Here is a 24,806-nt window from a genome sequence, read left to right as displayed (position 1 = left end):
TTTGCGTTATGAAATATAAACGATTGACCAAAGAACAGTTCGAAGAACTACACCAAGAGTTCATTAACTTTCTAGCAACCCAGTCTATTACCGCCGATGAATGGGAAATGCTTAAAAAGGAAAAACCCGAAGTTGTTGAGCAAGAGCTTGATGTTTTCAGTGATTTGATTTGGGAAGGGGTACTTTCGAATGTAAGGTACCTTGAGAACATTTCTGAGCGGCATATGCACCTGTTCGAACTGACCGATAAAGAAATGAAGCTGTTGTCCATCAAGGTTATGAATCCTGAAATCGATTTGCGTACCGAAGAAGGTTTCGCATGGTTCAAGCGCAACTTTCAATCTGACTTTGTGGAGTACCTGACTGCTTCAAAGGCATACGGTATAGACAAGAACAAAGACAAGTTTGCCCTGATCGAACAAGGTGCCGTTATCACCAAAGGCGAGCTTTACCAATGGTTTGATGAAATTATGAATTAGTTTTGTCATTCCAGCTTCCGATAGCTATCGGGAGGAGGGAATCTCTTTATATCTTTAAGCGATAATTCAAACAATGCCACAAAAACCATCCATACCCAAGGGAACCCGCGATTTTTCACCTACCGAGGTGTCAAAGCGCAACTATATCATCGACACCATTAAAAGACTTTTTGAAACCTTTGGTTTTCAACCCATTGAAACACCCAGTTTTGAGAATTCTGAAACCCTTTTGGGCAAATATGGGGACGAGGGCGACCGTCTGATTTTTAAGATCTTGAATTCGGGCGACTTTATTTCAAAGGTGGACGATGTAACCTACAGTTCAAAAAACTCTAGTACGCTGGCCCCAAAGATTACTGAGAAAGCACTGCGCTATGATCTGACCGTGCCCTTTGCCCGTTACGTTGTCATGCACCAGAATGAAATCGACTTTCCGTTCAAGCGCTACCAGATACAACCCGTATGGCGGGCCGATCGTCCGCAAAAGGGGCGTTTTCGTGAGTTTTATCAATGTGATGCCGACGTAGTGGGGGCTTACTCGCTCTTGCAGGAAGTAGAATTGGTACAATTGTACGATACCGTTTTTGATGCCTTGGGACTGCATGGGGTGACCATCAAACTAAACAACCGAAAGCTTCTTTCAGCAATAGCCGAAGTGATTGGGGCACAACAGTTTTTGGTAGATTTTACTGTGGCGTTGGACAAACTTGATAAAATAGGTGAAGAAGGAGTCAAAAAAGAGATGCTAGCAAAAGGTATTTCAGAAGAGGCCATCCAAAAGGCAGCACCCTTGTTTTCGCTTTCTGGCAAAAATACCGAACGACTTGACGTACTCAAGGATTTTTTAAGGGATTCTGAGGTGGGCGTTCAAGGTGTCGGGGAACTAGAATTTATTTTGAACGCAGTCGCTGACTTACAGCTGAAAGCTTCCAATATTCAATTGGATGTTACTCTGGCACGTGGGCTAAACTACTACACGGGAGCTATTTTTGAGGTGGCTGCCCCTGAAGGGGTTCAAATGGGCTCCATTGGTGGTGGGGGCCGTTACGATGATCTGACGGGAATTTTTGGCCTCAAAGATGTGAGCGGTGTGGGTATTTCATTTGGTCTTGATCGAATTTATTTGGTTTTGGAAGAACTCGGACTGTTTCCCGACAGCCTGGTAACCTCTTTGGATGTTCTATGCCTGAACTTTGGGGATAAAGAGGCACTGACCGCCTTGAAATTGGTCAGTACATTGCGCCGTGCAGGGTTGCGTGCCGATTTGTATCCAACCAGCACCAAGTTGCCCAAACAGTTCAAGTATGCTGATAAACGCAAGGTCCCTTATGTGGTTCTGTTGGGCGAGAAAGAGCTATCAGAAGGTCATTTTGTGGTTAAAAACATGCATACGGGCGAGCAGACTACCTATGATTTGAGCCAGCCTGATAACTTTGTGAATGAAGTAAAAGGCTAGTTACAGTCTTTGTTTGATTTCTTTGATGATGGTTTTGTAGTACTCCGCTCCATGGGGCACGTATTTGCCCGTATTTGCCAGCCCCCAGGTTTCTTCGGCAAATGTCGGCAAGGGCACAAGCGCCAAGGCCTTGACCTCGCTTTCTTGCTTTTTTAAGTTTTTAAAGGGAGCGGTCAGCTTGCAGAGATAGGTATGGTGAAATTCGGCATCCACAAAATCCTTATGGTGTTTTTGAACGGATCTAAAGATTCCGATTTTTTCCAAGTCGCCTTTGCTCACATCCAAACCAATCTCTTCCTTGATTTCGCGGAGTGCACTGGTTTCAATATCTTCTCCGGCACCAATATGGCCAGCCACGGATACATCCCATAGCAGCGGAAATGATTTTTTTGCACTTCCTCTTTGTTGCAGCAATATTTTTCCATCCGCGGTGTAAAACCAAACATGGACGGTGGGGTGAAACAACCCTTTTCGATGGGCTTCCGATTTCATTATGGAGTTGCCGGTGCGGTTTCCAGATTCATCCAATATGTCGACAAGCTCATCCAAAGAAAACTTTTTAAGGGTCATACTCCCAAATCCGCCCTTAGCCAAGGGGAGGTGTTCGCCGTAGATCGACGGAGGGGTCATTCAAAATAACTGAATGTCTCGCCCTCTTTAATGGTCAACAGCGTTTCGTAAATCAGACGAATCACGTTTTCGACATCATCACGGTGCACCATTTCAACGGTGGTGTGCATATAGCGCAAGGGCAATGAAATCAGGGCCGATGCCACACCGCCATTGCTATAGGCAAAGGCATCGGTGTCGGTGCCCGTAGATCGCGATGAGGCCTGTCGCTGAAACGGAATTTTTTTGGCCTCGGCCGTTTCAATGATGCGCTCGCGCAGTTTTTGTTGAACCGCTGGGGCATAAGAGATAACAGGGCCCTTACCGATCGAGGTTTCTCCTTCTTTCTTTTTGTCGATCATCGGGGTAGTGGTATCATGGGTCACGTCGGTCACAATGGCCACATTCGGTTTAATGGTCTCGGTAATCATTTGCGCGCCCCGAAGCCCGATTTCTTCCTGCACCGAATTGGTGATGTAAAGCCCAAAAGGGAGTTTTTTCTTGTTCTCATGCAACAAACGGGCCACTTCTGCGACCATAAAGCCTCCTGCACGGTTGTCGATGGCACGGCATACAAACTTATCGTTGTTCAAGATCTGAAACGTATCGGGGTAGGTGATGACACAACCCACGTGAACCCCCATCTTTTCAACTTCTTCTTTGTCTTTGGCCCCAATATCGATAAAAATATTCTCAATTTTTGGTGGCTGCTCTTTTGATTTGTCCCGGGTATGGATGGCCGGCCAGCCAAACACCCCTTTGACCACACCGTTCTTGGTATGGATGTTAACCCATTTGGAAGGCGCTATCTGGTGATCACTACCACCATTGCGGATCACATATAGCAATCCGTTGTCGGTGATGTAGTTGACATACCAAGAAATTTCGTCAGAATGCCCCTCGATCACCACCTTGTACTTCGCATCGGGATTGATGACCGCAACCGCTGTGCCATAAGTGTCGGTAATGAAATCGTCCACGTAAGGCTTCAGATAGTCCATCCAAATTTTTTGCCCCTCCCATTCATAACCGGTTGGTGAAGCGTTGTTCAAGTATTTCTCGAAAAATTCAAGTGATTTTTTGGTAAGGATCTTAGATGCTGCCATATATTGCGTTTAGCTTACAAACTTAGCAATATTCACTTTTATTTAATAATAAGGATATGGGATTATCGTTACTTTTGGAGAGCTTTTTGTAGTACTTTTTGCATGTTTCGCACAGTTGTCAAATTATCTTTTTGTTCCTTTTTCTTCTTTGTAGGCGCACAAGAAGAGCAGCATCTGGATTCCATTGCTGAATATTATGTTCGTATGCAGGGCGACTCGGTGTTGTTGGAGTCCATTCCCCTTGATGAGGTATATATCTTTGGAAAACTGGAGTTTGCCGACAAACAGGAAAAACTTCGCTACTATATTTTAAGAAGAAAGACACTTAAGGTGTACCCGTATGCCAAACTTGCTGCTGAGCGCCTGGTTGAGTTGAACGATAGTCTTGCCAAAATCAAGAAAAAGCGCCACAGAAGAAAATATACACGGCAAATGCAAAAGTACATTGAGGGCGAGTTTTCAGACGAACTGAAAAAACTGACCCGCACAGAGGGCCAGATTTTGGTGAAGTTGATCCATAGACAGACTGGTTCTACGGCCTTTGACCTGGTCAAGGAGCTGCGGAACGGTTGGCGGGCCTTTTGGTACCAAACCACTGCCAAAATGTTCAAGATCAATATCAAAGAGGAGTTTCGCCCGACTGAAGTACACGAAGATTATTTGATCGAGGATATCCTTCAGCGCGCCTTTGCATCCAATCGGCTTAAACGCCAAAAATCGGTACTTGACTATGATTATGCCATGTTGAGCAATAAATGGAAGTCCGATTCCTCCGACGATACACCCCAAAAAGAAAACTGATTTATTTTTTCTTCCCGAAAAGGGAATCGACCATTAGTTTGATGCCATAAAAACCTAGGGCAATCGCCACAACTGCCAAAATCAATCCGATGACCAGTACCGGCAAATACCATGGGTGGTCTTGGTTTTTGAAAGCTTGGTAAATGACCACAGGTGCCAAGAACATGGTCAATGCCGTAATGGCCAGATATTTGATTCCCTTTACCAGTAAGGCCTTATCCGTTCTCATACAACTACGAAAGTAGCAAGAATACTTTATATTTAGCCACCCTCATAAGATTTTGGTGTCGCACGGTATGAAACGTTTTTTGGTCATTCCAGATAAATTCAAAGGTTCGCTCATTGCGGAAGAAGTAATCGAAAATATTTCTGTTGGCATAAAAAGTGTGCTTCCAGACGCCAACATCACTGGTATACTTGCTTCCGACGGGGGGGACGGATTTTTAGATGCCGTGGCAAGATATATTGATTTGCAAAGGATTTGGACAGACACCGTGGACCCCATCGGGAGGCCCATGAAGGCTCCCTTCGGATATGATACGAAAACCTCGACGGCCTATATCGAATTGGCCAGGGCTTCTGGGCTGGTACTGTTGAAAGAAGAAGAAAGAAATCCGCTGCAAACATCGACCTACGGTACGGGACTGCAAATAAAGAAAGCATTGGAACTTGGTGCCAAACGGGTTTTGTTGGGCATCGGTGGCAGTGCCACCAATGATGGTGGTACAGGTATTGCAAAGGCACTTGGTTACCGTTTCCTTGATACGAACGGCAATAACCTGAAAACCATTGGGAAGCATCTGGATAGAATAGCTTCCATAAAAAAAGAGGGCAAGCTGGATGGTGTTTCTTTTTTTGCCATCAACGATGTAAATAACCCATTGTATGGCATTCAAGGTGCTGCCCATGTCTATGCGGTCCAAAAAGGCGCAAATGCCCACGATGTTGAACGCCTTGATGCTGGTCTTCGAAAGCTTGACAGGGTAGTGGCCAGCGATTTGGGTGTACAGAATGCGAATATTCCCGGCGCTGGATCGGCCGGGGGAACGGGCTACGGACTTATGACATTTTTCAATGCTAATTTTATTTCGGGAATTGATTTTCTATTGGACCTTTCAAAAGTCAACGGGTTATTGGATGCAGGGCATATTGATGCCATCATTACCGGAGAGGGTGCCATTGACAACCAAACCCTGCAGGGCAAGTTGATCAGTGGCGTAGTGCGATTGGGGCAAAAATACGGCCTTCCTGTGATTGCCTTTTGTGGTATTAAAGAGCTTTCGGCCAAAGAAGCTAGGACATTGGGCCTACAGGCCACCATCGAAATCGCTGACCGCGAAAAACCTTTGGACTACAATATGCAGCATGCGGCCATGCTGTTGCAGAAGGCCGTCAAAAACTATTTTAAAACAGTACGTAAATGGAGTTGTTGACCATACTATTGGTTGTGTTGTTCATTATCATCGCCACGGTGAAGTTTAAGTTGAACCCTGTGTTTTCGCTAATCTTGGCGGCCCTAATCTCAGGCTTCTTATTGGGTTTGACGCCCCAACAGATGATGGTGCAAATAGGGGAGGGTTTTGGAAAAACTTTGTCCGGTATCGGGTTGGTCATTGCCTTTGGCAGTGTAATCGGTATTTTTTTGGAAAAGACAGGCAGTACAAAGGTGCTTACCGATACCATCTTAAAATGGGTAGGGTTCAAGCGTTCGCCCCTAGCCATTAATTTGGCTGGTTTCGTGGTATCGATTCCTGTGTTCTGTGATTCTGGATTTATCATCCTTTCGTCACTCAACAAGACATTGAGCAAAAAATCGGGCTTGCCCGTGCTGTTTTTTGCCATCGCATTGGCGAGTGGCCTGTATGCGGCCCATGTATTTGTGCCTCCGACTCCCGGACCGCTGGCGGCCGCAGCAATTTTAGAGGCTGATTTGGGCACTGTATTGATTTTGGGCCTCTTGGTGGCTATTCCCGTAAGTTTGACAGGTTATTTTTGGGCGCGTTTTGTTTCGGGGTATATCAAGACCACCAACCCGGGGGATGATAAGATACTGACGATTGAAGAGGCTACTGCCAGACCTACGGCCTTACAGGCCTTTTTGCCCTTGGTGGTGCCATTGGTCTTGATTGCGCTAAAGTCTGTGGCCAATTATCCTACCAAACCAGTTGGGGAGGGAATTCTGTTCCAATTCACCGATTTTGTAGGCAACCCGATCGTAGCATTGCTCTTCGGGGTTTTCTTGGCCTTTTCTTTGGGTAGAAAACATCCATCCAAAGAACGAAATGAATGGATTGTGGAAGCATTGAAACAAGCAGGGCTTATCGTGCTCATAACAGGGGCAGGTGGGGCTTTCGGAGCTATTCTGAGAACGGTCGACTTTGCCGCTATTTTAGATTTGAGCACTACCTCTGGGGTCGGCGGACTTTTGATTTGTTTTGGTATTGCCGCGGCACTAAAAACCGCCCAAGGCTCATCGACCGTATCGATTATCACCACTGCCGCCATTGCGGCACCTTTGCTCTCTACTTTTGGGTTGGTATCGGTGGCTGAAAAAGCCCTTGGCGTTTTGGCCATAGGTGCAGGTGCCATGACTGTTTCACACATCAACGATAGTTACTTCTGGGTGGTGTCGCAATTTTCAGATTTAGACGTAAAAAACGCTCTTAAGGGCCATAGTTTGGCCACCCTTTTTCAGGGCTTGGTGGGCATTGCGCTTATTATCGTGCTCTATCTGATTATGGGTGGGTGATGATCATTCTACCGTTATGGTCTGCTTATATTCCTGTACCACGGCAAAATATCCCAATCCGAATCCATCTGGGCGATTGACATTGTCGAATACGGTTATATTGTCAAGGCCCGTAACATCAAATACATTCCCCCTGATGATGGCCGCAGGTGTTTGAAAGACCCCACCGGTGTCTTCGGTCTGTTCGATCAGAAGGTCCATGTAGTTGTAAAACTCCCGGTCTGCCCCTAAAACCGAGATTTCCAACTCCGTTCCCGGTGCAAACTCCTGGTCGTAGAAATAAGAGAATTCAAACTGCTGCCCGTCAAAGAACTGGTCTTCCACAGCTAAAAAGTTTCCAAAGCCAAAATCGAACACATAAAAATCATCCCTGTCTTCAACATCGGTTATGGTTACCTTGACCTCCGTTTCATCTTCATCAAAGAGTGTATCGTCTCCTATTTGTAGATTGTCTATGGGCACTGTGGGTGAGTAGGGTGTTCTGGCCGCGTAGCGCCTGCCCTTATGCTCCACCACCAGTATAAAACCCGTGTTTGGGGTTGCACTGGAGGTTCGTATGCGGTCGTCAGTATCGGTGCCGGGTATGTAGCTTGGTATATATATTCCCGTTCCCGGGGCCTCTTCTTCTAAAACCGATACCGCAATACTGTCTAATTGTTCTGGAATATCGGGATTTGTTTTACCGTAAATAATGGATGCGCTCTCTAATTGTGTCACGGGATTTTCATCAAAAAAATTACTGCTCTCGGTTACCTTTATCCGTACATCGATAAACTCTTGGCTCTTATCTACCCGCACAAGTCCATTTATGATCAACCGTGGCTCTTCCGGCTGCAAATCGACATCAACCACCTCTTCACACGAAACAAATGTGACAAACACTAAAATAAATACCAAAAACAGTCTCATTTCTTAAAACTTGAAATTATAGGTAATGGCCGGTACGATGCCAAAAATAGAGGTCCGTATGGCCTCGTTTCTTCCCGTATCTTGATTTTGTCTGAAATTAATGGAAGCCGCATTCATTCGGTTGTACACATTATAGATACTAAAGACCCACTCGGCCTGCCAATTACGGTTTTTGTTCTTTTTTGGGGTCAGGGTCGCACCGATGTCCAACCGATGGTAATCGGGCAATCGCTGTTGGTTTCTAAGACCATACACCGGTACCACCAATTCTTCAAACTCGAACTGACCGACCGGAAAATTGGTAGGTTGGCCGGTCTGATAGATAAAGTTTGAATTGAAGCTCCATTTTTCGTTCAACTTGAAATTTCCATAAAGGGCCAGATCATGTGTTTTGTCGTAAGGGGTGCTGTACCATTCCCCATTGTTGATGCCGGTCTCTAGATTCGAGCGGCCATTGTCAACAGCAGGTATACGGCCAGGCGTGCGCTGTTCCGATCTTGACAGGGTGTAGGCCAACCAGCCGGTCAGACTGCCCTCATTTTTACGAACCAATAGCTCAAGGCCGTAGGCCCTTGCCTCGCCGTTCAAAATAACACGCTCAATGGCGTTGTTGGCAATGAGGTTTGCGCCATCTATATAATCGATACGGTTCTGTATGTCTTTGTAAAAGGTTTCAATTTCCAATGAATAGTCGCCTTCTTTCAGGTTCTTGAAAAAACCGAGTGCGTACTGGTCCAAAAGTTGGGGTTCTACAAAGGGACCACTGGGGGTCCATACATCCAGCGGGGTAGGGGAGCTTGTATTCGAGAGCAAATGAAGGTATTGGGCCAACCGGGTGTAACTTGCTTTGATAGAGGAATTTTCGTTAAAAACATACGAGGCCGAAACCCGCGGTTCTAAATTAAAGAACTTTTTTAGGGTACCTCCCCTGCCAGGATTAATGGTGTCGATCGGGGTGGCCTCTTGGTAGGTCAAGGTAAAAGGGTCAAAAATGACAGGATTGCCATTTTCATAGACAAAGAATTCATCTTGCCCCAACCTGTTGAACTGGCTTGCCCGAAAACCATAATTGATTCGCAGTTCATCGGTGATTTCTTGTTCAACACCCACGTAGACAGCGTTTTCGTTGGCATATTTTTTGGTCAGTTGATCTTCGACAATGCCCGAGCTCGGCCGGTTGGGTTTGATATTACCTGGATTAAAAACGTAGTAGATATTGTTCAGCCCGTAATTGATTTGCAGCTTATCACTGATATAATGTTTTAAATCGTATTTGACATTGAAGTTTTGAATGCCCGAATCCCATTCAAATCCAACAAAATCCAACTCTAGGCCATAGAAATAATCAGAATATATGAGCGAGAGGTTCGAGAACAATTTGTCTGAGAACAAATGGTTCCATCGAAAGTTGCCCACGGCATTGCCATAGGTATTTACAAATCGGTCGCCGATACTGAACAGGTCCCGTCCGAAATATCCTGAAAGATAAATGTTGTTTCTTTCGTTGATCCGGTGGTTTATTTTGGTGTTCAGGTCATAGAAGTATGCCTTGTTTTCAATATCGAAAAGTGGTAAGAACAGATGGGCGTACGAAGCCCGACCACCTGCCAAAAATGCTGTTCTGTCTTTGATAACCGGTCCTTCTATCAACAATCTGCTCGCCACCGCCCCGATTCCGCCACTGACCTTCAGCTCTTTACTGTTTCCCTCTTTTTGAAAAATCTCCAAAACAGAGGAAACACGACCGCCGTATCTTGCCGGGATGCCCCCTTTGAACAGTTTGATATCCTTAATCGCATCTGGATTGAAGACCGAAAAGAAACCGAATAGGTGGGAGGAGTTGAAGATGGTTGCCTCGTCTAGCAAAATCAGGTTTTGGTCAGCGGCGCCACCACGCACGTTGAAACCAGAGGAAGCCTCGCCGGCGTTGGTCACCCCTGGTAATAAAATAAGTGATTTGATAACATCGGCCTCGCCCAATACCACCGGTATCTGCTTGATGGTGGCCACTGGAAGCGTGTTCACACTCATTTGCGGCTTTTTTATTTCGGTGCGGTTGGCCTTGTCTGTAACCACTACTTCTTCAAGTTCTTCGGGCTCTTCAATCAAATTGAAGTTCCTCTTTCTGTCGGTGTTCAGCGAAATCGCCTGTCGAATACTTTGATACCCCAGATAACTGACCACAACCTCATATTCACCTTCGGGCAGGGTAATGGAATAAAAACCATATTCATTGGTGGTGGTGCCCGTTCGCAGTTCTGGTATGGAAATGGTGACCCCAATCAGGGTTTCGTTGCTGGCGGCTTCGTAGACCGTGCCGCTTAGGGTGTATTTCTGTTGACCGAAACAAATAGTGAAAAAGAAGACTGAGCATAGCGAAAGAATAACAGTGTACCGATCGGCAAAGGGCATAAAGTTTAGTTTCTTTAAATGTATTGAGAATGCCCAAATAGAAAAAGCCTTTCATATATATTTAACAAATGAAAGGCTTTAGGTTTCTTATGGAGTCCCTTTCTTAAAGACTACCCAAAATGGTGTTAAGGGTTTCACTTGGTCGCATGGCCGCTGCCAGCTTACCGGGCTCTGGGAGGTAGTACCCACCAATATCAACCGGATGCCCTTGGGCGCCCAACAACTCTCTGTTAATGGCGTCTTCATTCTTTGAGAGTGCTGCTGAAATCTCTCCGAACAAATTTTTAAGACCGGTATCTTCATCTTGCGCGGCAAGTTCTTGGGCCCAATAGAGTGCAAGATAGAAATGGCTTCCCCGGGTATCGAGCTCGTTGACTTTTCTCGAGGGCGACTTGTCGTTCTCCAAAAACGTTTCGGTCGCCTTGTCTAGGGTATTGGCCAAGACCTTAGCTTTTTGGTTGCTGTTTTTTTCGCCGTAATGCTCCAGTGAAACAGCAAGCGCCAAAAACTCCCCAAGGGAGTCCCATCGTAAATGGCCCTCTTCCAAAAATTGCTCAACGTGTTTGGGTGCCGAGCCACCTGCCCCGGTCTCGAACAGTCCGCCACCATTCATCAATGGAACAATTGACAACATTTTCGCACTGGTGCCCACCTCAAGAATAGGGAAGAGGTCAGTCAGATAATCGCGTAGTACATTGCCGGAAACAGAAATAGTATCTTTACCCTCCTTTAATCTTTTCAATGTAAAATAGGTGGCATCCACAGGTGACATGATTTGAATGTCCAACCCTTCAGTATAGTGGTCTTTTAAGTATCTACGGACTTTTTTGATGAGTTCGGCGTCATGGGCACGATTTTCGTCCAACCAAAAAACAGCAGGTGTTTGTGTGGCTTTGGCCCGTGACACGGCCAATTTGACCCAATCTTGTACCGGAGCATCCTTTACCTGGCACATGCGCCAAATATCGCCTTCTTCGACCTCATGATTCAAAAGCACTTTGCCAGTTGCCGTATCGACCACTTGAACAGTGCCTTTTTGTGCTATTTCAAACGTTTTGTCGTGAGAACCGTACTCCTCGGCCTTTTGGGCCATAAGACCTACATTTGGCACGGTACCCATCGTTCGTGGATCAAATGCTCCATGTTCTTTGCAAAAATCGATGGTGGCTTGATAAATACCGGCGTAGCTACTGTCTGGGATCACAGCCTTGGTATCTTGAAGTTTACCGGCTGCATTCCACATTTTTCCAGAGTTGCGAATCATGGCAGGCATCGAGGCATCAATGATAACATCACTTGGAACATGTAGGTTGGTAATACCTTTGTCGGAATTAACCATTGCCAGCGGTGCGTTTTCATGAAGTGTTTTTGCAATAGCTGCTTCGATTTCGTCCCTTTGATTTTTTTCCAGACCCTCAAGTTTATGAAAAAGACTTTCAAGGCCGTTATTTGCGTTGATGCCCAATTGATCGAAGATATTACCATAGGAGTCGAAGACATCTTTAAAATAAGCCTTTACCACATGTCCGAAGATAATTGGGTCAGAGACTTTCATCATTGTTGCTTTTAGATGAACTGAAAAAAGCACACCCTCCTCTTTGGCATCGGCTATTTGCTCTCTCAAGAAATTGACCAAAGCTTCTTTGCGCATTACGGTCGCATCGATAATTTCATTCTCTAAAAGAGGAATCCCTTTTTTCAAAAGGGTTTTGTTGCCCTTGCTATCGATGAACTCGATGTCAACTTCGGTTTTTGCAGGTACCGTAAGAGATTTCTCGTTGTTTCTGAAATCCCCGCTCGACATGGTGGCTACATGGGTTTTGGAACCTGAGAACCATTCGCCCATTTTGTGAGGATGTTTTTTGGCATAGTTTTTAACCGCCTTGGGTGCCCTTCTATCGGAGTTGCCTTCGCGAAGCACAGGATTGACCGCACTTCCCTTTATTTTGTCGTAACGGGATTTTATCTCTTTTTCTTTTTCGCTCTTGGGCTCATCAGGATAATCAGGTAGTGCATACCCCTTGGCCTGTAACTCTTCTATGGCTTCTTTCATTTGGGGAATGGAAGCGCTGATATTGGGTAATTTGATGATGTTGGCCTCAGGTGTTTTGGCGATGGCACCCAACAGGGCCAAGTCATCGGATATTTGTTGTTCTTTGTTCAAATATTCAGGGAAAGCCGAAATTATACGTCCAGCAAGTGAAATATCTTTGGTCTCAATGGCAATATGGGCCGGTTTGAGAAACGATTTGATAATGGGTAGTAACGATTGTGTTGCGAGTGCTGGTGCTTCGTCGGTCTTGGTATAAAGAATTTTTGACATTCGGTGATATTTGAGCGGTGCAAATATACACAAACACAAAAACAAAAGCCATACCTATGTTTGCACATTGGTATGGCTTTCAGAAAAGTTTTCAACTCTGTCTGTGTTGCCACAAACTTCTAGGTCTAGGACCAACGCTGACAAACTTCCCAACGTCTCGAAACACATTTTGTACTTAATCATTAAATTAAACAACAGCCTGTGTTTCTCAATACTGCTTCTCCTTTTCAATTTGTAAGGATAAAAAATTGCTCTCTTACCCGAAAACAAATCTTTAAGGGCCACTTTGGGTGTGCCGAAACATACCCTCTGTGAAGTTTCTTTTGATTAGTAGTGCTACCAACAAAAGATTCGAAACAGTATCATAAAGAACGTCAACTTTACTAGATGGTGAACTACAGCAAAGCTGTTTTTCATTCATCGTTCGATAAAGGTAGTATAAAATCTATCTTTTGCAAATTTTACAAGTAATTTAAAATCAACAAGATATAAACCAAGGTTATTAACAATTGTTCATAAAAAAAGGCGCTCTTTTGAGCGCCATTTTTCTTATGGGTCGTGACTATTTTCTAATCTCTTTGATTCGGGCCTTTTTACCGGTCAAGCCCCTGAAGTAGAAGATACGTGCCCTTCTAACTTTACCCTTTTTGTTCACTTCTATTTTTTGAAGTGCGGGCATGTTGATGGGGAAAATACGTTCAACACCTACCGTACCGGACATCTTGCGTATGGTAAAAGTCTCGGTGGCACCGCTGCCCCTACGTTGAATGACCACCCCTTTGAAGAACTGGGTACGGGTCTTTTCACCTTCCTTGATTTCGTAATAAACGGTAATGGTATCACCTGCCGAAAACTCAGGAAAATCTTTTTTAGGTACAAACTCGTCTTCTACAAACTTAATTAGCGATTCCATGTCAAATGGTTTATGGTTCAATCAAAACCAACATCCACGATTTTCGTCAGCGGTTGATTTTGCGATTGCAAAAGTAGTGCTTTATTTACAATCTGCAAGAGGCTTTCAACAATTTTTTGTTCAGTCTTTAAGAAGGTCTGGCCGTTTTTTCCGGGTGTTTTCAAGGGCCTTTTGTTCGCGCCAAGATTCAATCTTAGGTGTGTTGCCGCCCAAAAGTATGTCGGGCACTTGAAGGCCTTTGTATTCGGCCGGCCTTGTATAAACCGGCGGCGCCAGTAAATTGTCTTGGAAAGAATCGGTCAGCGCCGAGGTTTCATTGTTCAAAACCCCTGGGATAAGTCTTATGACAGCATCGCACAATACCGCTGCGGCAAGCTCGCCCCCTGAGAGTACGTAATCGCCAATTGAGATTTCTTTGGTGACAAAATGGTCTCTTACCCTTTGGTCAACACCCTTGTAGTGCCCACACAGCAATATGAGGTTTTTTTTCAACGAAAGTTCGTTTGCCTTGGGTTGCGTAAGGGTTTCACCATCGGGGGTTAAATAAATAACCTCGTCATAGTCCCTTTCCTTTTTCAGTTTCGAGATACAGTTGTCAATGGGCTCGATCATCAATACCATGCCCGCACCGCCACCAAATTGATAATCATCTACTTGTTTATAGTTGCCCAGACCATACTCCCTTAAATCATGAAGGTGCACCTCTACCAGACCCTTGTCGATAGCCCTCTTTAAAATGGACGCTTCAAAGGGACTTCGCAATAGTTCTGGCAATAGGGTAATGATGTCGATTCGCATTGCTCGGGTATCAAAAGTTGCCTTGGGCTACGCCAAATTGGGGTTGCTCCAAAAATAGTGAAAGAAGTCCGTATTCCTTTTCCAACCGAGCCGTTCGTACAATTTTTGTGCAGGGTTGCCAGTGGCCGTTTCCAAGGCAAGTCCTTTTAGGCCCATTTCAGTACAGTGGGCCTTGGCCCGTTCAAGCAGCGCTTCGCCAACGCCTCTTTTTCTGAAATCTTCTTTTACGAAAAGGTCGTTGAGTATTAGAAAGGGTTGCATGCTCACTGACGAAAAAGTGTTGTATAGCTGTACGAAACCTACTGGTTCGCCGTTATGCCTAGCCAAAAAAACAATGTTTTCCCCATTGTTGAAACGTTCCGATAAGAACGATTCGGCAGCCCTAAGATTTGAGGGCTGCCCATAAAAAACACGATAAGCATCGAATAGGGGGGCTATAAGGCCCACCTCGTCGGCATTTGCCCTGCTTATTGTGACCATCGCAATGGTTTAAATGGATTTTTTGTTCTTGTTGAGTTCGTCTTGCAATTGCCTACTTATCTTTTGCTCTCGCTCCAAGGCCCTTCTGCGGTGCTGTTCATATTCCTCTTCAAGGTCGGCGAGGGCCGTTTTGGCCTGCTGGGTTAGGTAATTACTTTTTCTAAAGCGATAAATGAAGAACAACAGCGAAAGCAGCAGTACAAAAAGTAAAATCCCCATTATCAATTTATAGGTGCCTTTTGACACCATGGCACCAAAGAACGACATGCTATCTTTTTCTGCCCTTGTTTCGTTCAGGTTTTTGGTGGTCTCCTCAAGTTTGGCATTCAGGGCATTGATTTCGCTCCTGTTCTGCGCTATGGCCTTTTCTAAGTCGGCTATGGTCTTGTTCGCCGTTTCGAGCGAATCGAAAATATTCTTTTTCAGTTTGTTCAACTCAAAAAGTTTGATTACTTCGTAGCGTATGCCATTGGCGCGGTAGTTACCGGACTTTTTTTCAAGACTTTCGAACTGTTCTTCTATACTTCCTTCATCCAAAGAGGGAGATTCTTGTGCTTGAACTGTCGGCCATTGAAAGAACAGGAAGAACAGCGCTACAAATAGCAATTTTATACTTTTCATGGTACAGGGTGTAATAATGTTATAAGAATTAGAGCATGACGAAATTAAGGCAATATTCCCACTTTAGAAAAAATACTGCAATCGACTTAATATACGGTGCGTTCTTCCTTTTGGATTAGTAGTAAGTGTACCTTCTTACTTTGGCTATATATTTTGCCAACCGTATCACTTGGTGCGAGTAGCCATATTCATTGTCATACCATATATAGAGCACTACATTTTTTCCATCGCCAGACACCAAAGTGGCCTTGCTATCGTAAATGGCCGGCGCCGAAGTACCGACAATGTCTGACGAAACCAACTCATTGCTTAATGAATATTTGATCTGTTCGACCAAATCACCCTCAAGAGCATATTTTTTCAATATGGTATTGACCGCTTCTTTTGAGGTTTTGTTCTTTACCTCAATGTTCAAAATGGCCAGCGACCCATTGGGCACGGGCACTCTAATGGCATTTGAGGTCAATTTGCCTTTTAAATCGGGTAGCGCCTTTGCCACGGCTTGCCCGGCACCGGTTTCGGTAATGACCATGTTCAGTGCCGCGGCACGGCCACGGCGGTACTTTTTGTGCATGTTGTCAACCAGGTTCTGGTCGTTGGTGTAGGCATGAATGGTCTCTATATGCCCTTTTTTGATACCCAAAGAGTCATCGATGACCTTCAACACGGGGGTTATGGCATTGGTGGTACATGAGGCGGCCGAATAGATTTTGGTCTTATCAGGGTCAAACTCACTATGGTTGACACCATGCACTATATTGGGAACATCTTTGCCGGGGGCCGTCAACAATACCTTGCTGGCACCTTTGGCCGACAGGTGGCGACTTAGTTCTTCTTTGTTTCTATAGGCGCCCGTATTGTCGATGATCAAGGCGTTGAAGATGCCGTATTTGGTATAGTCGATTTCTTCCGGTTTGGCTGCGTTGATTAGAAATACTGTAGTGCCGTTAATGATCAAGGCGTTGTTTTTTGCATCGATATCAACAGTACCCTTAAACTGTCCGTGTACTGAATCGGTCCGCAAAAGTGCCGCCCTCTTCTCGAGAACCTCTTCTTTGATTTCACCTCTGGTTACGATGGCCCTTAAGCGCAACTGGTTGCCCTTGCCCGTTTTGGCCATCAACTCACGGGCCAACAAACGCCCTATTCTTCCGAAGCCATATAGCACTACATCTTTTGGCTTAATGTCTTTTGTCAGTTGGGCATCTTTGAGCTTGTCAATGACAAAAGCCTTGACATCGTGATGGTGGTTGTCTTGGGAGTGGTATTCGTACGTTAATTTGCCAATATCCAATTTTGCCGGGGGCAACTGAATATCGTTTATGGCCCTCAATATTTCAACAGAGTCGAAAATTGAAATGGGCTTTTGCACAAATTCACCGGCATATTCGTGCAGGTTGATAATGTCACTGACATTTTTATCGATAATCTGATTTTTGAATAGCACCACCTCTATGGCCTTGTCGTACCAAAGATCGCTGATGATTTTAATGAATTCGGTGGTGGCTTTTCGTCTATCGGCCTGAAAGGCCAGTTCTTTTTCATAAGACTTGATGTCGCTCATGTCAGGTTGTTGTAGGATTAAGAATTTGGTGTAAAATTAGATATTTCAAACGTTTTCGTAAAAGCTTTTTCAAATAAAAAAACGCCCAAACCTGGGCGTTTTTAATTTGATACCTTACTTATCTATTGCAAAATCAAGCGCTCCCTCTCGCCTTTTTCGTTGATCATGGTAAAACTCGTTTTACCATAACGGGAAATATTGGCGAAGAGCATTTTTGCATCTTCAATATCATCGACCGTCTCATCATCAACCGCCACGATTACCTTGTTTTCCAGGTCATAGGGCTTATATGCCTCTGGTACATTCAAGATTTTGACCCCTTTGTCGACATTGAATTTTCTTTTGTCTTCTTTGGACAGGTTTTTTACCTGAAACCCAGTAACGGGCAATACTGCACTTTGTGGTTTTTTCAGGGCCACCAGCTTGGTCACCATCCTGCCGTCACGGTCTATCAATACTTCAACTTTGTCGCCAGGACGTTTTGAGTTTAGGTAACCGCTGAGTTCAGAAAACCGATGGATCTTGATGTTGTCTACTTTTTTGATAACATCACCTATTTTTAGTTCAGCGTCTTCAGCACCAGAGTCTTCTTCAATACCGGCTATATATACCCCTTCGATTTCATTTAGGCCTTGTTCTATCGCTTGGGGAGAATCGGCATTGAGGGCACTAATGCCCAACACCCCTTTTTGAACTCTTCCAAATTCGAGAAGGTCATCCACCACCTTCTTGGCAATATTGCTGGGTACAGCAAACGAATAGCCTACATATGAACCTGTCTGTGAGGTGATAGCAGTGTTTATACCAATCAAATCACCATTGGTGTTGACCAATGCCCCTCCACTGTTGCCCGGATTTACCGCGGCATCAGTCTGTATGAACGATTGGTTTCTTCCCAAAGAACGTGCTTTTGCGCTTACAATGCCCGCTGTTACAGTTGATGTTAAGTTGAAAGGGTTTCCTATGGCCAATACCCATTCACCGATTTTGGTATTGTCCGAATTGCCAAATGCAAGATAGGGCAAAGGTTGTTCAACGTCGATTTTTAATAGGGCTATATCTGAATTTTCGTCTGCCCCTACAACTTGGGCCTCATAACTTTTGTTATTGTTTAGGGTTACCTCAAGGGCACTTGCTTCGGCAATTACATGATTATTGGTAACAATATAGCCATCTGGGGAAATTATAACACCAGAACCGGTGCCTACCTGAAGTCGCGGTTGCCTTTCATATCCATAGAAAAAATCAAATAAATTGCTTGGACTTTGGCTCACTGTAACATTTTTTACGTGGACCACAGAATTGACCGTTTTTTCAGCCGCGATGGTAAAGTCCACTTCATTGATGCCCGCGCCCCTTGCTGAAGTAGGGATTGAACTGGTTGTTATAAACGGAGTCGCTTCTTGCGCCCCCACCAATTTATAGGTATCTTTTTCAAATAATAATTTGTAGGCTCCCAACGTAATGGCCCCCGACAAAAGGGCTATTATGAACAGGCTTGCGTTTTTCTTCATATCACTGTTTTTTACGTACTTTCTTTGTTGATAAAATTAACGGTTATGTTCCTCGATTCTGCCAGTTTAACGACTCTTTAACTGCAAAAAAATCCTTAAAGATTGTGCTATCTTTGCACGATGGATTTAGGTTTGCAACTATCTTTTTTCAAATACCAAGGAACGGGCAATGACTTTATCATCATTGACAACCGTCTTGAAATCTTTCCCAAAAACAATACCAAATTGGTGGCGTTTCTCTGTAACCGAAAGTTTGGCATAGGGGCCGATGGCCTGATTTTACTTGAAAGTGACACAATGTCAGACTTTAAGATGGTGTACTACAATGCCGACGGCCATCAGAGTACCATGTGCGGGAACGGCGGTAGATGCATAGTTGCCTTTGCCAGAAAGCTTGGCATTATTAATGATTCGACCCAATTCAGTGCTGTTGACGGATTGCACAGCGCCCATATCGCCAATGGGTTGGTGACCCTGTATATGAACGAAGTGGATGAAATACGGTCGAAACCCAAATACCATTTTTTAAACACAGGTTCACCACATCATGTACAGCTAATGGAAGAGCTTGACGGTATGGATGTAAAATTGGAAGGTGCCAAACTACGATACGGACTTTATGGACAGGAGGGCAGTAACATTAATTTTGTGCAAAAGGTTGACAACGATACCTTCAAGGTACGGACCTATGAAAGGGGGGTCGAAGATGAGACCTTATCGTGCGGTACCGGGGTAACGGCTGTGGCAATTGCCATGCACCACTACGGTAATACAAGCGCAGAACAGATACATATTGAAACCATTGGCGGCCCGTTAACGGTCTCTTTTCAAAAGAAAGGGGATACATATACCAATGTTACCCTGACCGGACCGGCAGAATTTGTATTTAAAGGCGAGATAGCGTGTTAAAGTTGCAACTGAAAGATGTTTATTTAAGGGCCCTAGAGCCAGATGACCTTGATTTTTTGTATGAGTTGGAGAATAATCCATCCATGTGGGAAATCAGCGGAACACTGGCCCCGTACTCAAAAAAAGTGCTTCGGGCCTATCTTGAAAATGCCCATCGCGATATTTATGAAGTAAAGCAATTGCGCCTTTGTATCTGTAATGCAGCACACAAACGATTGGGACTGATAGATTTATTCGATTTCGACCCCAAAAACCAGCGGGCCGGGGTCGGCATCGTGATCCTGAACCCGAACGACCGAAATAAGGGAGTAGGCCAGAAGGCCCTTGGGTTGCTTGTTGACTATGCTTTTGGAGCATTGGGGCTTCACCAGTTGTACGCGAACATTTTGGAAGAGAACAAGGGAAGCATTCGCCTGTTTGAAAAAGCGGGTTTCAAAAAAGTGGGTGTAAAGAAAGACTGGATCAAGTCGGGCACCGGTTTTAAAAATGAATTGTTGTACCAAAAAATCAAATCTTCATGAACTTAAAAAGAGTTATCTGGGGCGTTCTGTTGTTGGGACTGGTGGTCTGCGGATTTATCGCCTATCAAATTTATTCGGCCATTTTTTCGCCCAATACCAATTTCGCCAATGAAGAGGCTTACGTATATATTGCCTCCGATGCAGATATTGATGAGGTGGCCCAAAGTTTGGAACCCCTATTGAAAGATTTGGGGTCGTTTCGGGCGGTGGCCGATAGAAAAGGGTACAGCACCAATATCAAGGGCGGAAAATATGCCATCAAAAAAGGGATGAGCAACAACGACATCATCAATACCCTTCGCAGCAAAAACCTACCGGTGCGCGTTTCGTTCAACAACCAAGAGAGCCTTTTCCATTTGGCCGGCAGAATAGCCGAGCAGTTAGAGGCTGATAGTGTCTCGTTGGTCAGCACCATGAACGACCCCGACTTTTTGGCGACCAATGGGTTTGATGAAGACACCAAGTTGGCCATGTACATTCCCAATACCTATGAGTTTTTTTGGAATACCGATGCCCAGGGTTTTCGTGATAGAATGTTTCAAGAATACCAACGGTTTTGGAATGATGAAAGAAAGAAAAAGGCCGCGGCATTGGGCTTGTCACCAACACAGGTTGCTGCCTTGGCCTCAATCGTTCAGAAAGAAACCGTCAAGGTTGATGAGCGCCCGACGGTTGCCGGGGTATATATCAACCGTCTTAAGCGTGGTATGCCGCTTCAGGCCGACCCCACTGTCATCTATGCCATTAAAAAGGAGACACAAAATTTCGATACCATTATCAAGCGGGTACTGTTTAGAGACCTCGAAATAGACTCGCCCTATAACACCTATAAGTATGCCGGCCTACCACCCGGCCCCATTGCCATGCCCGATATTTCATCGATAGATGCGGTTTTGAACCCCAAAAGACATGACTATCTCTATTTTGTGGCCGACATATCGAATTTTGGCTACCATAAGTTCGCCGAGACTTTGGCACAACACAACCGAAATAAGGTACAGTACATAAGATGGTTGAATGAGCAGAAAATCAACCGCTGATACATTTTGTCAGATTTTATATACATTTTAACGTGTTTTGGGTGCTGTTTATGAAAATCTTATGAACTTTAGCATTGTCAACAACACTTCCCCCACTATATTTGCCGGCTCTAATTTGAAAGCCTGTATTTTTTGATGCAGGGCCAAAATTTAGAACACAATGAGAAGATGGATAAGTTTTATCAGTCATCTTGCTTTAATGGTCATTTTTGCAAGTTTTGTGAGCTTTAGTACCGAAAAAGAGGTGATTAAGGTTCCAGCAGGTCTGAGGGTTCTTGAACCCGTGGAAGTGTGCTTTCCTTCAGAGACCGCAATCGTATCCGAAGAAACCCCCAACCCGATTTTCTTGAACAACTCATTTGTTGGATTCAAAGAGGCACTGGCCTTTAAAGAGTCGCAGGGCAAGTACGGTGTTGTCAATACCTTGGGTTATTTGGGCAAGTATCAATTTGGGGCGAACACCCTTAAATTGATGGGGGTCTACAATGTGGAAGATTTTATGCAAGACCCTGTTTTGCAAGAAAGGATCTTTCAATTAAATGTGGCACGAAACAAGTGGATCCTACGACGAGACATCAAGCGGTTTGTCGGTAAACGAATCAACGGGGTAACGGTTACAGAATCTGGCATTGTGGCCGCCGCCCATTTGGCAGGGGCCGGCAACGTAAAAAAATACCTTCGGACTTATGGGCGCGAGGATTTTTCAGATGCCTATGGCAGTACCATAGCCTATTATATGCGTAAGTTTGCGGGCTATGATGTTTCACAAATTTCTGCCCAACGAAATCCAAAAATATAAACTACTTTTTTAAGGGCTTTATTCGGCTTTGATAATAAAGATGCTAGGTCTTTTATGGAGGTCTATCTCGATTTTCGACCATGCCTTAACGGGGAGGGTTTTAATAAACTCGGTCGAGAGGCTAATGTCTGCGGCAACACACAAAAGGGTACTGGGCCTAAGGCACTTCAACAGTTCTGCCAACAACTTGTTGTTTCTGTAGGGGGTTTCAATAAAGATTTGTGACTGTCCGGTATCCGCTGATTTTTTCTCCAACTGCTTGATCTGTTTCCGCAGTTCGGCATTATCAATGGATAGGTAGCCATTAAACGCAAAATTTTGGCCATTGAGTCCACTTGACATCATGGCCAATAAGATGGACGAGGGCCCCACCAGCGGTATTACCTGTAAGTTTTTTTCGTGGGCCAACCGAACTATTTGGGCCCCCGGGTCAGCAATGCCAGGGCAACCGGCCTCAGACATCAGCCCCATATCTCTGCCTTGTAGGCAGGGCGCCAAGAAAGTGGGGATCTCTTCTGGATTTGTGAATTTGTTCAACCAGTTGAATTTGAGTTCTGGCTGCGATTTTTTGGGACTTATTTTTTTGATGAAACGACGGGCCGTCTTTTCGTTCTCAACAATATAGTGGTTGATGTTCTCAATGGCCCATTTTACCGATATCGGCAATACCTCCAAAGGCCCACCATCGCCCAAGGGCGTGGGAATCAAGTAGAGCTTGCCCAAAGGCATCGGTTCTTTTTTTTTGGTCATATTAATTTAGTTGGGCGGCAATGCGTTTGCACGTCTCATCGATCATGTCAAAAACCTTTTGAAAGCCATCGCGCCCGCCATAATAGGGGTCAGGCACCTCCATGGGTCCTTGGTCGGCAAACTCGAGCAACAACCGAACTTTTTTTCGGTCTTCTGCTGACTCGGCCAAGGCCATTATATCGCGATAGTTGTTCTTGTCCATTACAAAAATATGGTCAAATCGGGCAAAATCCTCTTTTGTGAATTTACGGCATCGTTGATCGGTAATATCAATTCCGTGCTTTTGCGCAACTTCAACAGATCTTGAATCAGGTGGCTCGCCTACATGAAAGCCCCCTGTACCAGCTGAGTCCACAAATACCTTTGAACCGTCTACTTTTGACTTTAAGATGCCCTCAGCAAGGGGCGATCGGCAGATATTGCCCAGACAGACCATCAGTATCTTGGTCATGTACAGAAGGTTAAGTGAATTTTTTGTTCAGGTCTTCAAGATATTTTCTGAACTGCTTATCCGTTTCAGCAAGATTGTCAACCGTTTTACAGGCGTGCAGAACCGTGGCATGGTCTCGTTTCCCGATTTGGGAACCAATACTGGCCAGAGAGGCCTTCGTATATTTTTTTGCAAAGAACATGGCCAGTTGTCTCGCCTGGACAATATGTCTTTTTCGGGTCTTTGACTGCAAGGTTGCCACATCCATTTCAAAGTAGTCAGACACGACTTTTTGAATATAGTCGATGGAAACCTCTCTTTTGGTATTCTTCACGAACTTTTCGACCACTTGTTGGGCCAGTTCCAGGGTTACTTCCTTTTTGTTGAACGATGACTGTGCGATCAACGAAATAATGGCACCCTCAAGCTCACGAATGTTCGTCTTGATGTTTTTGGCGACATGGTCGATGATTTCTTCGGGCATTTCAACACCATCGCGGTACAATTTGTTTTTAAGGATGGATACCCTGGTCTCGTAATCGGGGCTTTGTAGCTCAGCCGAAAGCCCCCATTTGAAACGTGACAACAAACGTTGCTCTATGTCTTGCATGTCAACGGGTGCTTTGTCAGAGGTCAAGATCACCTGTTTGCCGTTTTGGTGCAAATGGTTGAAAATGTGGAAGAACACATCTTGGGTTCCCGATTTGCCCGATAGAAACTGCACATCGTCAATGATAAGGGTATCTATCAATTGGTAGAAATGGATAAAATCGTTTCGGGTGTTCTTCTTTACCGATTCAATATACTGCTGGGTAAACTTTTCTGCCGAAATATAGAGAACGGTTTTTTCAGGATACTTGTCCTTGATCTCTACCCCGATGGCATGTGCCAAGTGGGTTTTGCCCAAACCAACACCGCCAAATATCAACAGGGGGTTGAACGAGGTGCCACCAGGCTTGTTTGCCACTGCCAAGCCGGCAGAACGGGCCAACCTGTTGGAGTCGCCCTCCAAGAAATTTTCAAAGTTATAATTTGGATTGAGCTGTGACTCAATTTTGATATTGCGTATGCCCGGTATTACGAACGGATTTTTGAGCTGGGGGTTTTTTGAGGTAATGGGCACATTCAATTCTTGTGGATCCATCGATGACCTGTTCGAACTAGGTATCTTTTCGGTGAACGGCTCGCTATTGCCATATTTGTTTTCCATCTTGATCACATAGACCAATTTGGCATTTTGGCCCAATTCTTTGGTCAACGCCACTTTCAATAATTTGACATAATGCTCTTCGAGCCACTCATAAAAAAACTTGCTGGGAACCTGTATGCTCAGGGCGTTGTCTGTAAGCCTGACAGGTTTAATGGGTTCGAACCAAGTTTTGAATGCCTGCGGTTGGATATTATCTTTGATAAAGACCAAACAGTTATTCCAAACGGAGTCTGCAGTAACATTCATGAAATTTACTTAGTTTGCTGGTTAGTGTAACGTTTTTAGACTAAAACAAGTGGCGCATAAACTGCGCAAAGAACTCGACAAATATGTGAACAAAAAACCTAAAAAAAAAATCCGAACAGTATTGAAATTCTACTTTTTTTTTCGCATGTTCCTCTAACAATTTCCTA

At 44.6% G+C, this 24,806-nt stretch carries 24 protein-coding genes; 9 read left to right on the top strand and 15 right to left on the bottom strand.

All coding sequences use genetic code 11. From position 1 onward, the window contains the following. Positions 1 to 8: 8 nt before the first annotated feature. Together VC82_RS00120 and hisS are read left to right on the top strand one after the other, a co-directional pair. On the top strand, positions 9 to 479 hold the full coding sequence (locus tag VC82_RS00120; RefSeq protein WP_045800592.1) for a DUF6495 family protein: 471 nt from the start codon (positions 9 to 11) through the stop codon (positions 477 to 479). A gap of 73 nt (positions 480 to 552) precedes the next feature. Next, the gene (gene hisS / locus VC82_RS00115) at positions 553 to 1,935 is read left to right on the top strand and encodes a histidine--tRNA ligase (protein ID WP_045800591.1); all 1,383 of its coding nucleotides are present in this window, start codon (positions 553 to 555) and stop codon (positions 1,933 to 1,935) included. On the opposite strand, the gene VC82_RS00110 is transcribed toward hisS, so the two are convergent. Together VC82_RS00110 and VC82_RS00105 are read right to left on the bottom strand one after the other, a co-directional pair. After that, complete coding sequence (locus tag VC82_RS00110; protein WP_313777705.1) at positions 1,936 to 2,565, bottom strand: NUDIX hydrolase; 630 nt, start codon at positions 2,563 to 2,565, stop codon at positions 1,936 to 1,938. Continuing rightward, positions 2,562 to 3,650 (bottom strand): M42 family metallopeptidase, encoded by a 1,089-nt coding sequence (locus tag VC82_RS00105; RefSeq protein ID WP_045800590.1) that lies wholly within the window; start codon positions 3,648 to 3,650, stop codon positions 2,562 to 2,564. The genes VC82_RS00110 and VC82_RS00105 overlap by 4 nt, the downstream gene beginning before the upstream one ends. 102 nt (positions 3,651 to 3,752) lie before the next feature. Here VC82_RS00105 and VC82_RS00100 point away from each other — a divergent pair, with 102 nt between their 5' ends. Continuing rightward, positions 3,753 to 4,451, top strand: coding sequence for a DUF4294 domain-containing protein (locus tag VC82_RS00100; RefSeq protein ID WP_045800589.1), 699 nt, complete (start codon positions 3,753 to 3,755; stop codon positions 4,449 to 4,451). 1 nt (position 4,452) lies between these two features. Here the strand turns inward: VC82_RS00100 and VC82_RS00095 are convergent, their stop codons facing one another. Beyond that, positions 4,453 to 4,680 (bottom strand): DUF6095 family protein, encoded by a 228-nt coding sequence (locus VC82_RS00095; protein WP_045800588.1) that lies wholly within the window; start codon positions 4,678 to 4,680, stop codon positions 4,453 to 4,455. A 67-nt stretch (positions 4,681 to 4,747) separates the two neighbouring features. Between VC82_RS00095 and VC82_RS00090 the strand changes: the two genes are divergently transcribed. Beyond that, on the top strand, positions 4,748 to 5,884 hold the full coding sequence (locus tag VC82_RS00090; RefSeq protein WP_045800587.1) for a glycerate kinase: 1,137 nt from the start codon (positions 4,748 to 4,750) through the stop codon (positions 5,882 to 5,884). Continuing rightward, entirely contained in the window at positions 5,872 to 7,200 is a 1,329-nt protein-coding gene (locus tag VC82_RS00085; protein ID WP_045800586.1) for a GntP family permease, read from the top strand. Before VC82_RS00090 ends, VC82_RS00085 begins: the two co-directional genes overlap by 13 nt. Before the next feature lie 3 nt (positions 7,201 to 7,203). Here VC82_RS00085 and VC82_RS00080 read toward each other — a convergent pair whose 3' ends face one another. The 9 genes from VC82_RS00080 to VC82_RS00040 all read right to left on the bottom strand — a co-directional run bounded on the left by VC82_RS00080 (position 7,204) and on the right by VC82_RS00040 (position 18,734). After that, positions 7,204 to 8,109 carry a DUF4249 family protein gene (locus VC82_RS00080; RefSeq protein ID WP_045800585.1) on the bottom strand — a complete coding sequence of 302 codons (906 nt, stop codon included), beginning with the start codon at positions 8,107 to 8,109 and terminating at the stop codon, positions 7,204 to 7,206. Positions 8,110 to 8,112: 3 nt separating this feature from the next. Then, entirely contained in the window at positions 8,113 to 10,521 is a 2,409-nt protein-coding gene (locus VC82_RS00075) for a TonB-dependent receptor (protein WP_045800584.1), read from the bottom strand. Between the two features lie 103 nt (positions 10,522 to 10,624). Then, on the bottom strand, positions 10,625 to 12,844 hold the full coding sequence (locus tag VC82_RS00070) for an NADP-dependent isocitrate dehydrogenase (protein ID WP_045800583.1): 2,220 nt from the start codon (positions 12,842 to 12,844) through the stop codon (positions 10,625 to 10,627). Between the two features lie 562 nt (positions 12,845 to 13,406). Further along, the gene (gene rplS / locus VC82_RS00065; protein ID WP_045800582.1) at positions 13,407 to 13,757 is read right to left on the bottom strand and encodes a 50S ribosomal protein L19; all 351 of its coding nucleotides are present in this window, start codon (positions 13,755 to 13,757) and stop codon (positions 13,407 to 13,409) included. Between the two features lie 120 nt (positions 13,758 to 13,877). After that, positions 13,878 to 14,555, bottom strand: a complete 678-nt coding sequence (trmD, locus tag VC82_RS00060) for a tRNA (guanosine(37)-N1)-methyltransferase TrmD (RefSeq protein ID WP_045800581.1) — start codon at positions 14,553 to 14,555, stop codon at positions 13,878 to 13,880. 27 nt (positions 14,556 to 14,582) lie between these two features. Further along, positions 14,583 to 15,035 (bottom strand): GNAT family N-acetyltransferase, encoded by a 453-nt coding sequence (locus VC82_RS00055; protein ID WP_045800580.1) that lies wholly within the window; start codon positions 15,033 to 15,035, stop codon positions 14,583 to 14,585. A 9-nt stretch (positions 15,036 to 15,044) separates the two neighbouring features. Continuing rightward, a complete protein-coding gene (locus VC82_RS00050) occupies positions 15,045 to 15,656 on the bottom strand; it encodes a hypothetical protein (RefSeq protein ID WP_045800579.1) in 612 nt (203 codons plus the stop codon). A gap of 115 nt (positions 15,657 to 15,771) precedes the next feature. Further along, a complete protein-coding gene (locus VC82_RS00045; protein WP_045800578.1) occupies positions 15,772 to 17,220 on the bottom strand; it encodes a glyceraldehyde-3-phosphate dehydrogenase in 1,449 nt (482 codons plus the stop codon). A 122-nt stretch (positions 17,221 to 17,342) separates the two neighbouring features. Next, positions 17,343 to 18,734 (bottom strand): S1C family serine protease, encoded by a 1,392-nt coding sequence (locus VC82_RS00040; protein ID WP_045800577.1) that lies wholly within the window; start codon positions 18,732 to 18,734, stop codon positions 17,343 to 17,345. Between the two features lie 132 nt (positions 18,735 to 18,866). On the opposite strand from VC82_RS00040, the gene dapF reads away from it, so the two are divergent. The 4 genes from dapF (at position 18,867) to VC82_RS00020 (ending at position 22,003) form a co-directional block, all read left to right on the top strand. Then, positions 18,867 to 19,643, top strand: a complete 777-nt coding sequence (gene dapF, locus VC82_RS00035) for a diaminopimelate epimerase (RefSeq protein WP_045803116.1) — start codon at positions 18,867 to 18,869, stop codon at positions 19,641 to 19,643. Beyond that, positions 19,637 to 20,164, top strand: coding sequence for a GNAT family N-acetyltransferase (locus tag VC82_RS00030; protein WP_045800576.1), 528 nt, complete (start codon positions 19,637 to 19,639; stop codon positions 20,162 to 20,164). Before dapF ends, VC82_RS00030 begins: the two co-directional genes overlap by 7 nt. Continuing rightward, on the top strand, positions 20,161 to 21,204 hold the full coding sequence (mltG, locus tag VC82_RS00025) for an endolytic transglycosylase MltG (RefSeq protein WP_045800575.1): 1,044 nt from the start codon (positions 20,161 to 20,163) through the stop codon (positions 21,202 to 21,204). Before VC82_RS00030 ends, mltG begins: the two co-directional genes overlap by 4 nt. A gap of 160 nt (positions 21,205 to 21,364) precedes the next feature. Continuing rightward, positions 21,365 to 22,003, top strand: a complete 639-nt coding sequence (locus VC82_RS00020) for a lysozyme family protein (RefSeq protein WP_045800574.1) — start codon at positions 21,365 to 21,367, stop codon at positions 22,001 to 22,003. An 18-nt stretch (positions 22,004 to 22,021) separates the two neighbouring features. Here VC82_RS00020 and VC82_RS00015 read toward each other — a convergent pair whose 3' ends face one another. From VC82_RS00015 to dnaA, 3 genes are read right to left on the bottom strand one after another with little or no spacing between them, the layout of a single operon-like run. After that, positions 22,022 to 22,753 (bottom strand): SAM-dependent methyltransferase, encoded by a 732-nt coding sequence (locus VC82_RS00015; RefSeq protein WP_045800573.1) that lies wholly within the window; start codon positions 22,751 to 22,753, stop codon positions 22,022 to 22,024. A gap of 1 nt (position 22,754) precedes the next feature. Continuing rightward, entirely contained in the window at positions 22,755 to 23,204 is a 450-nt protein-coding gene (locus VC82_RS00010) for a low molecular weight protein-tyrosine-phosphatase (RefSeq protein WP_045800572.1), read from the bottom strand. 10 nt (positions 23,205 to 23,214) lie between these two features. After that, positions 23,215 to 24,639, bottom strand: coding sequence for a chromosomal replication initiator protein DnaA (gene dnaA / locus VC82_RS00005; RefSeq protein ID WP_045800571.1), 1,425 nt, complete (start codon positions 24,637 to 24,639; stop codon positions 23,215 to 23,217). Positions 24,640 to 24,806: the final 167 nt, after the last annotated feature.

The organism is Flagellimonas lutaonensis, assembly GCF_000963865.1.
Classification (GTDB): domain Bacteria; phylum Bacteroidota; class Bacteroidia; order Flavobacteriales; family Flavobacteriaceae; genus Flagellimonas_A; species Flagellimonas_A lutaonensis.
The sequence above is the reverse complement of the archived record's forward strand: the minus strand, read 5'-3'. Positions and strand labels throughout refer to the sequence as shown.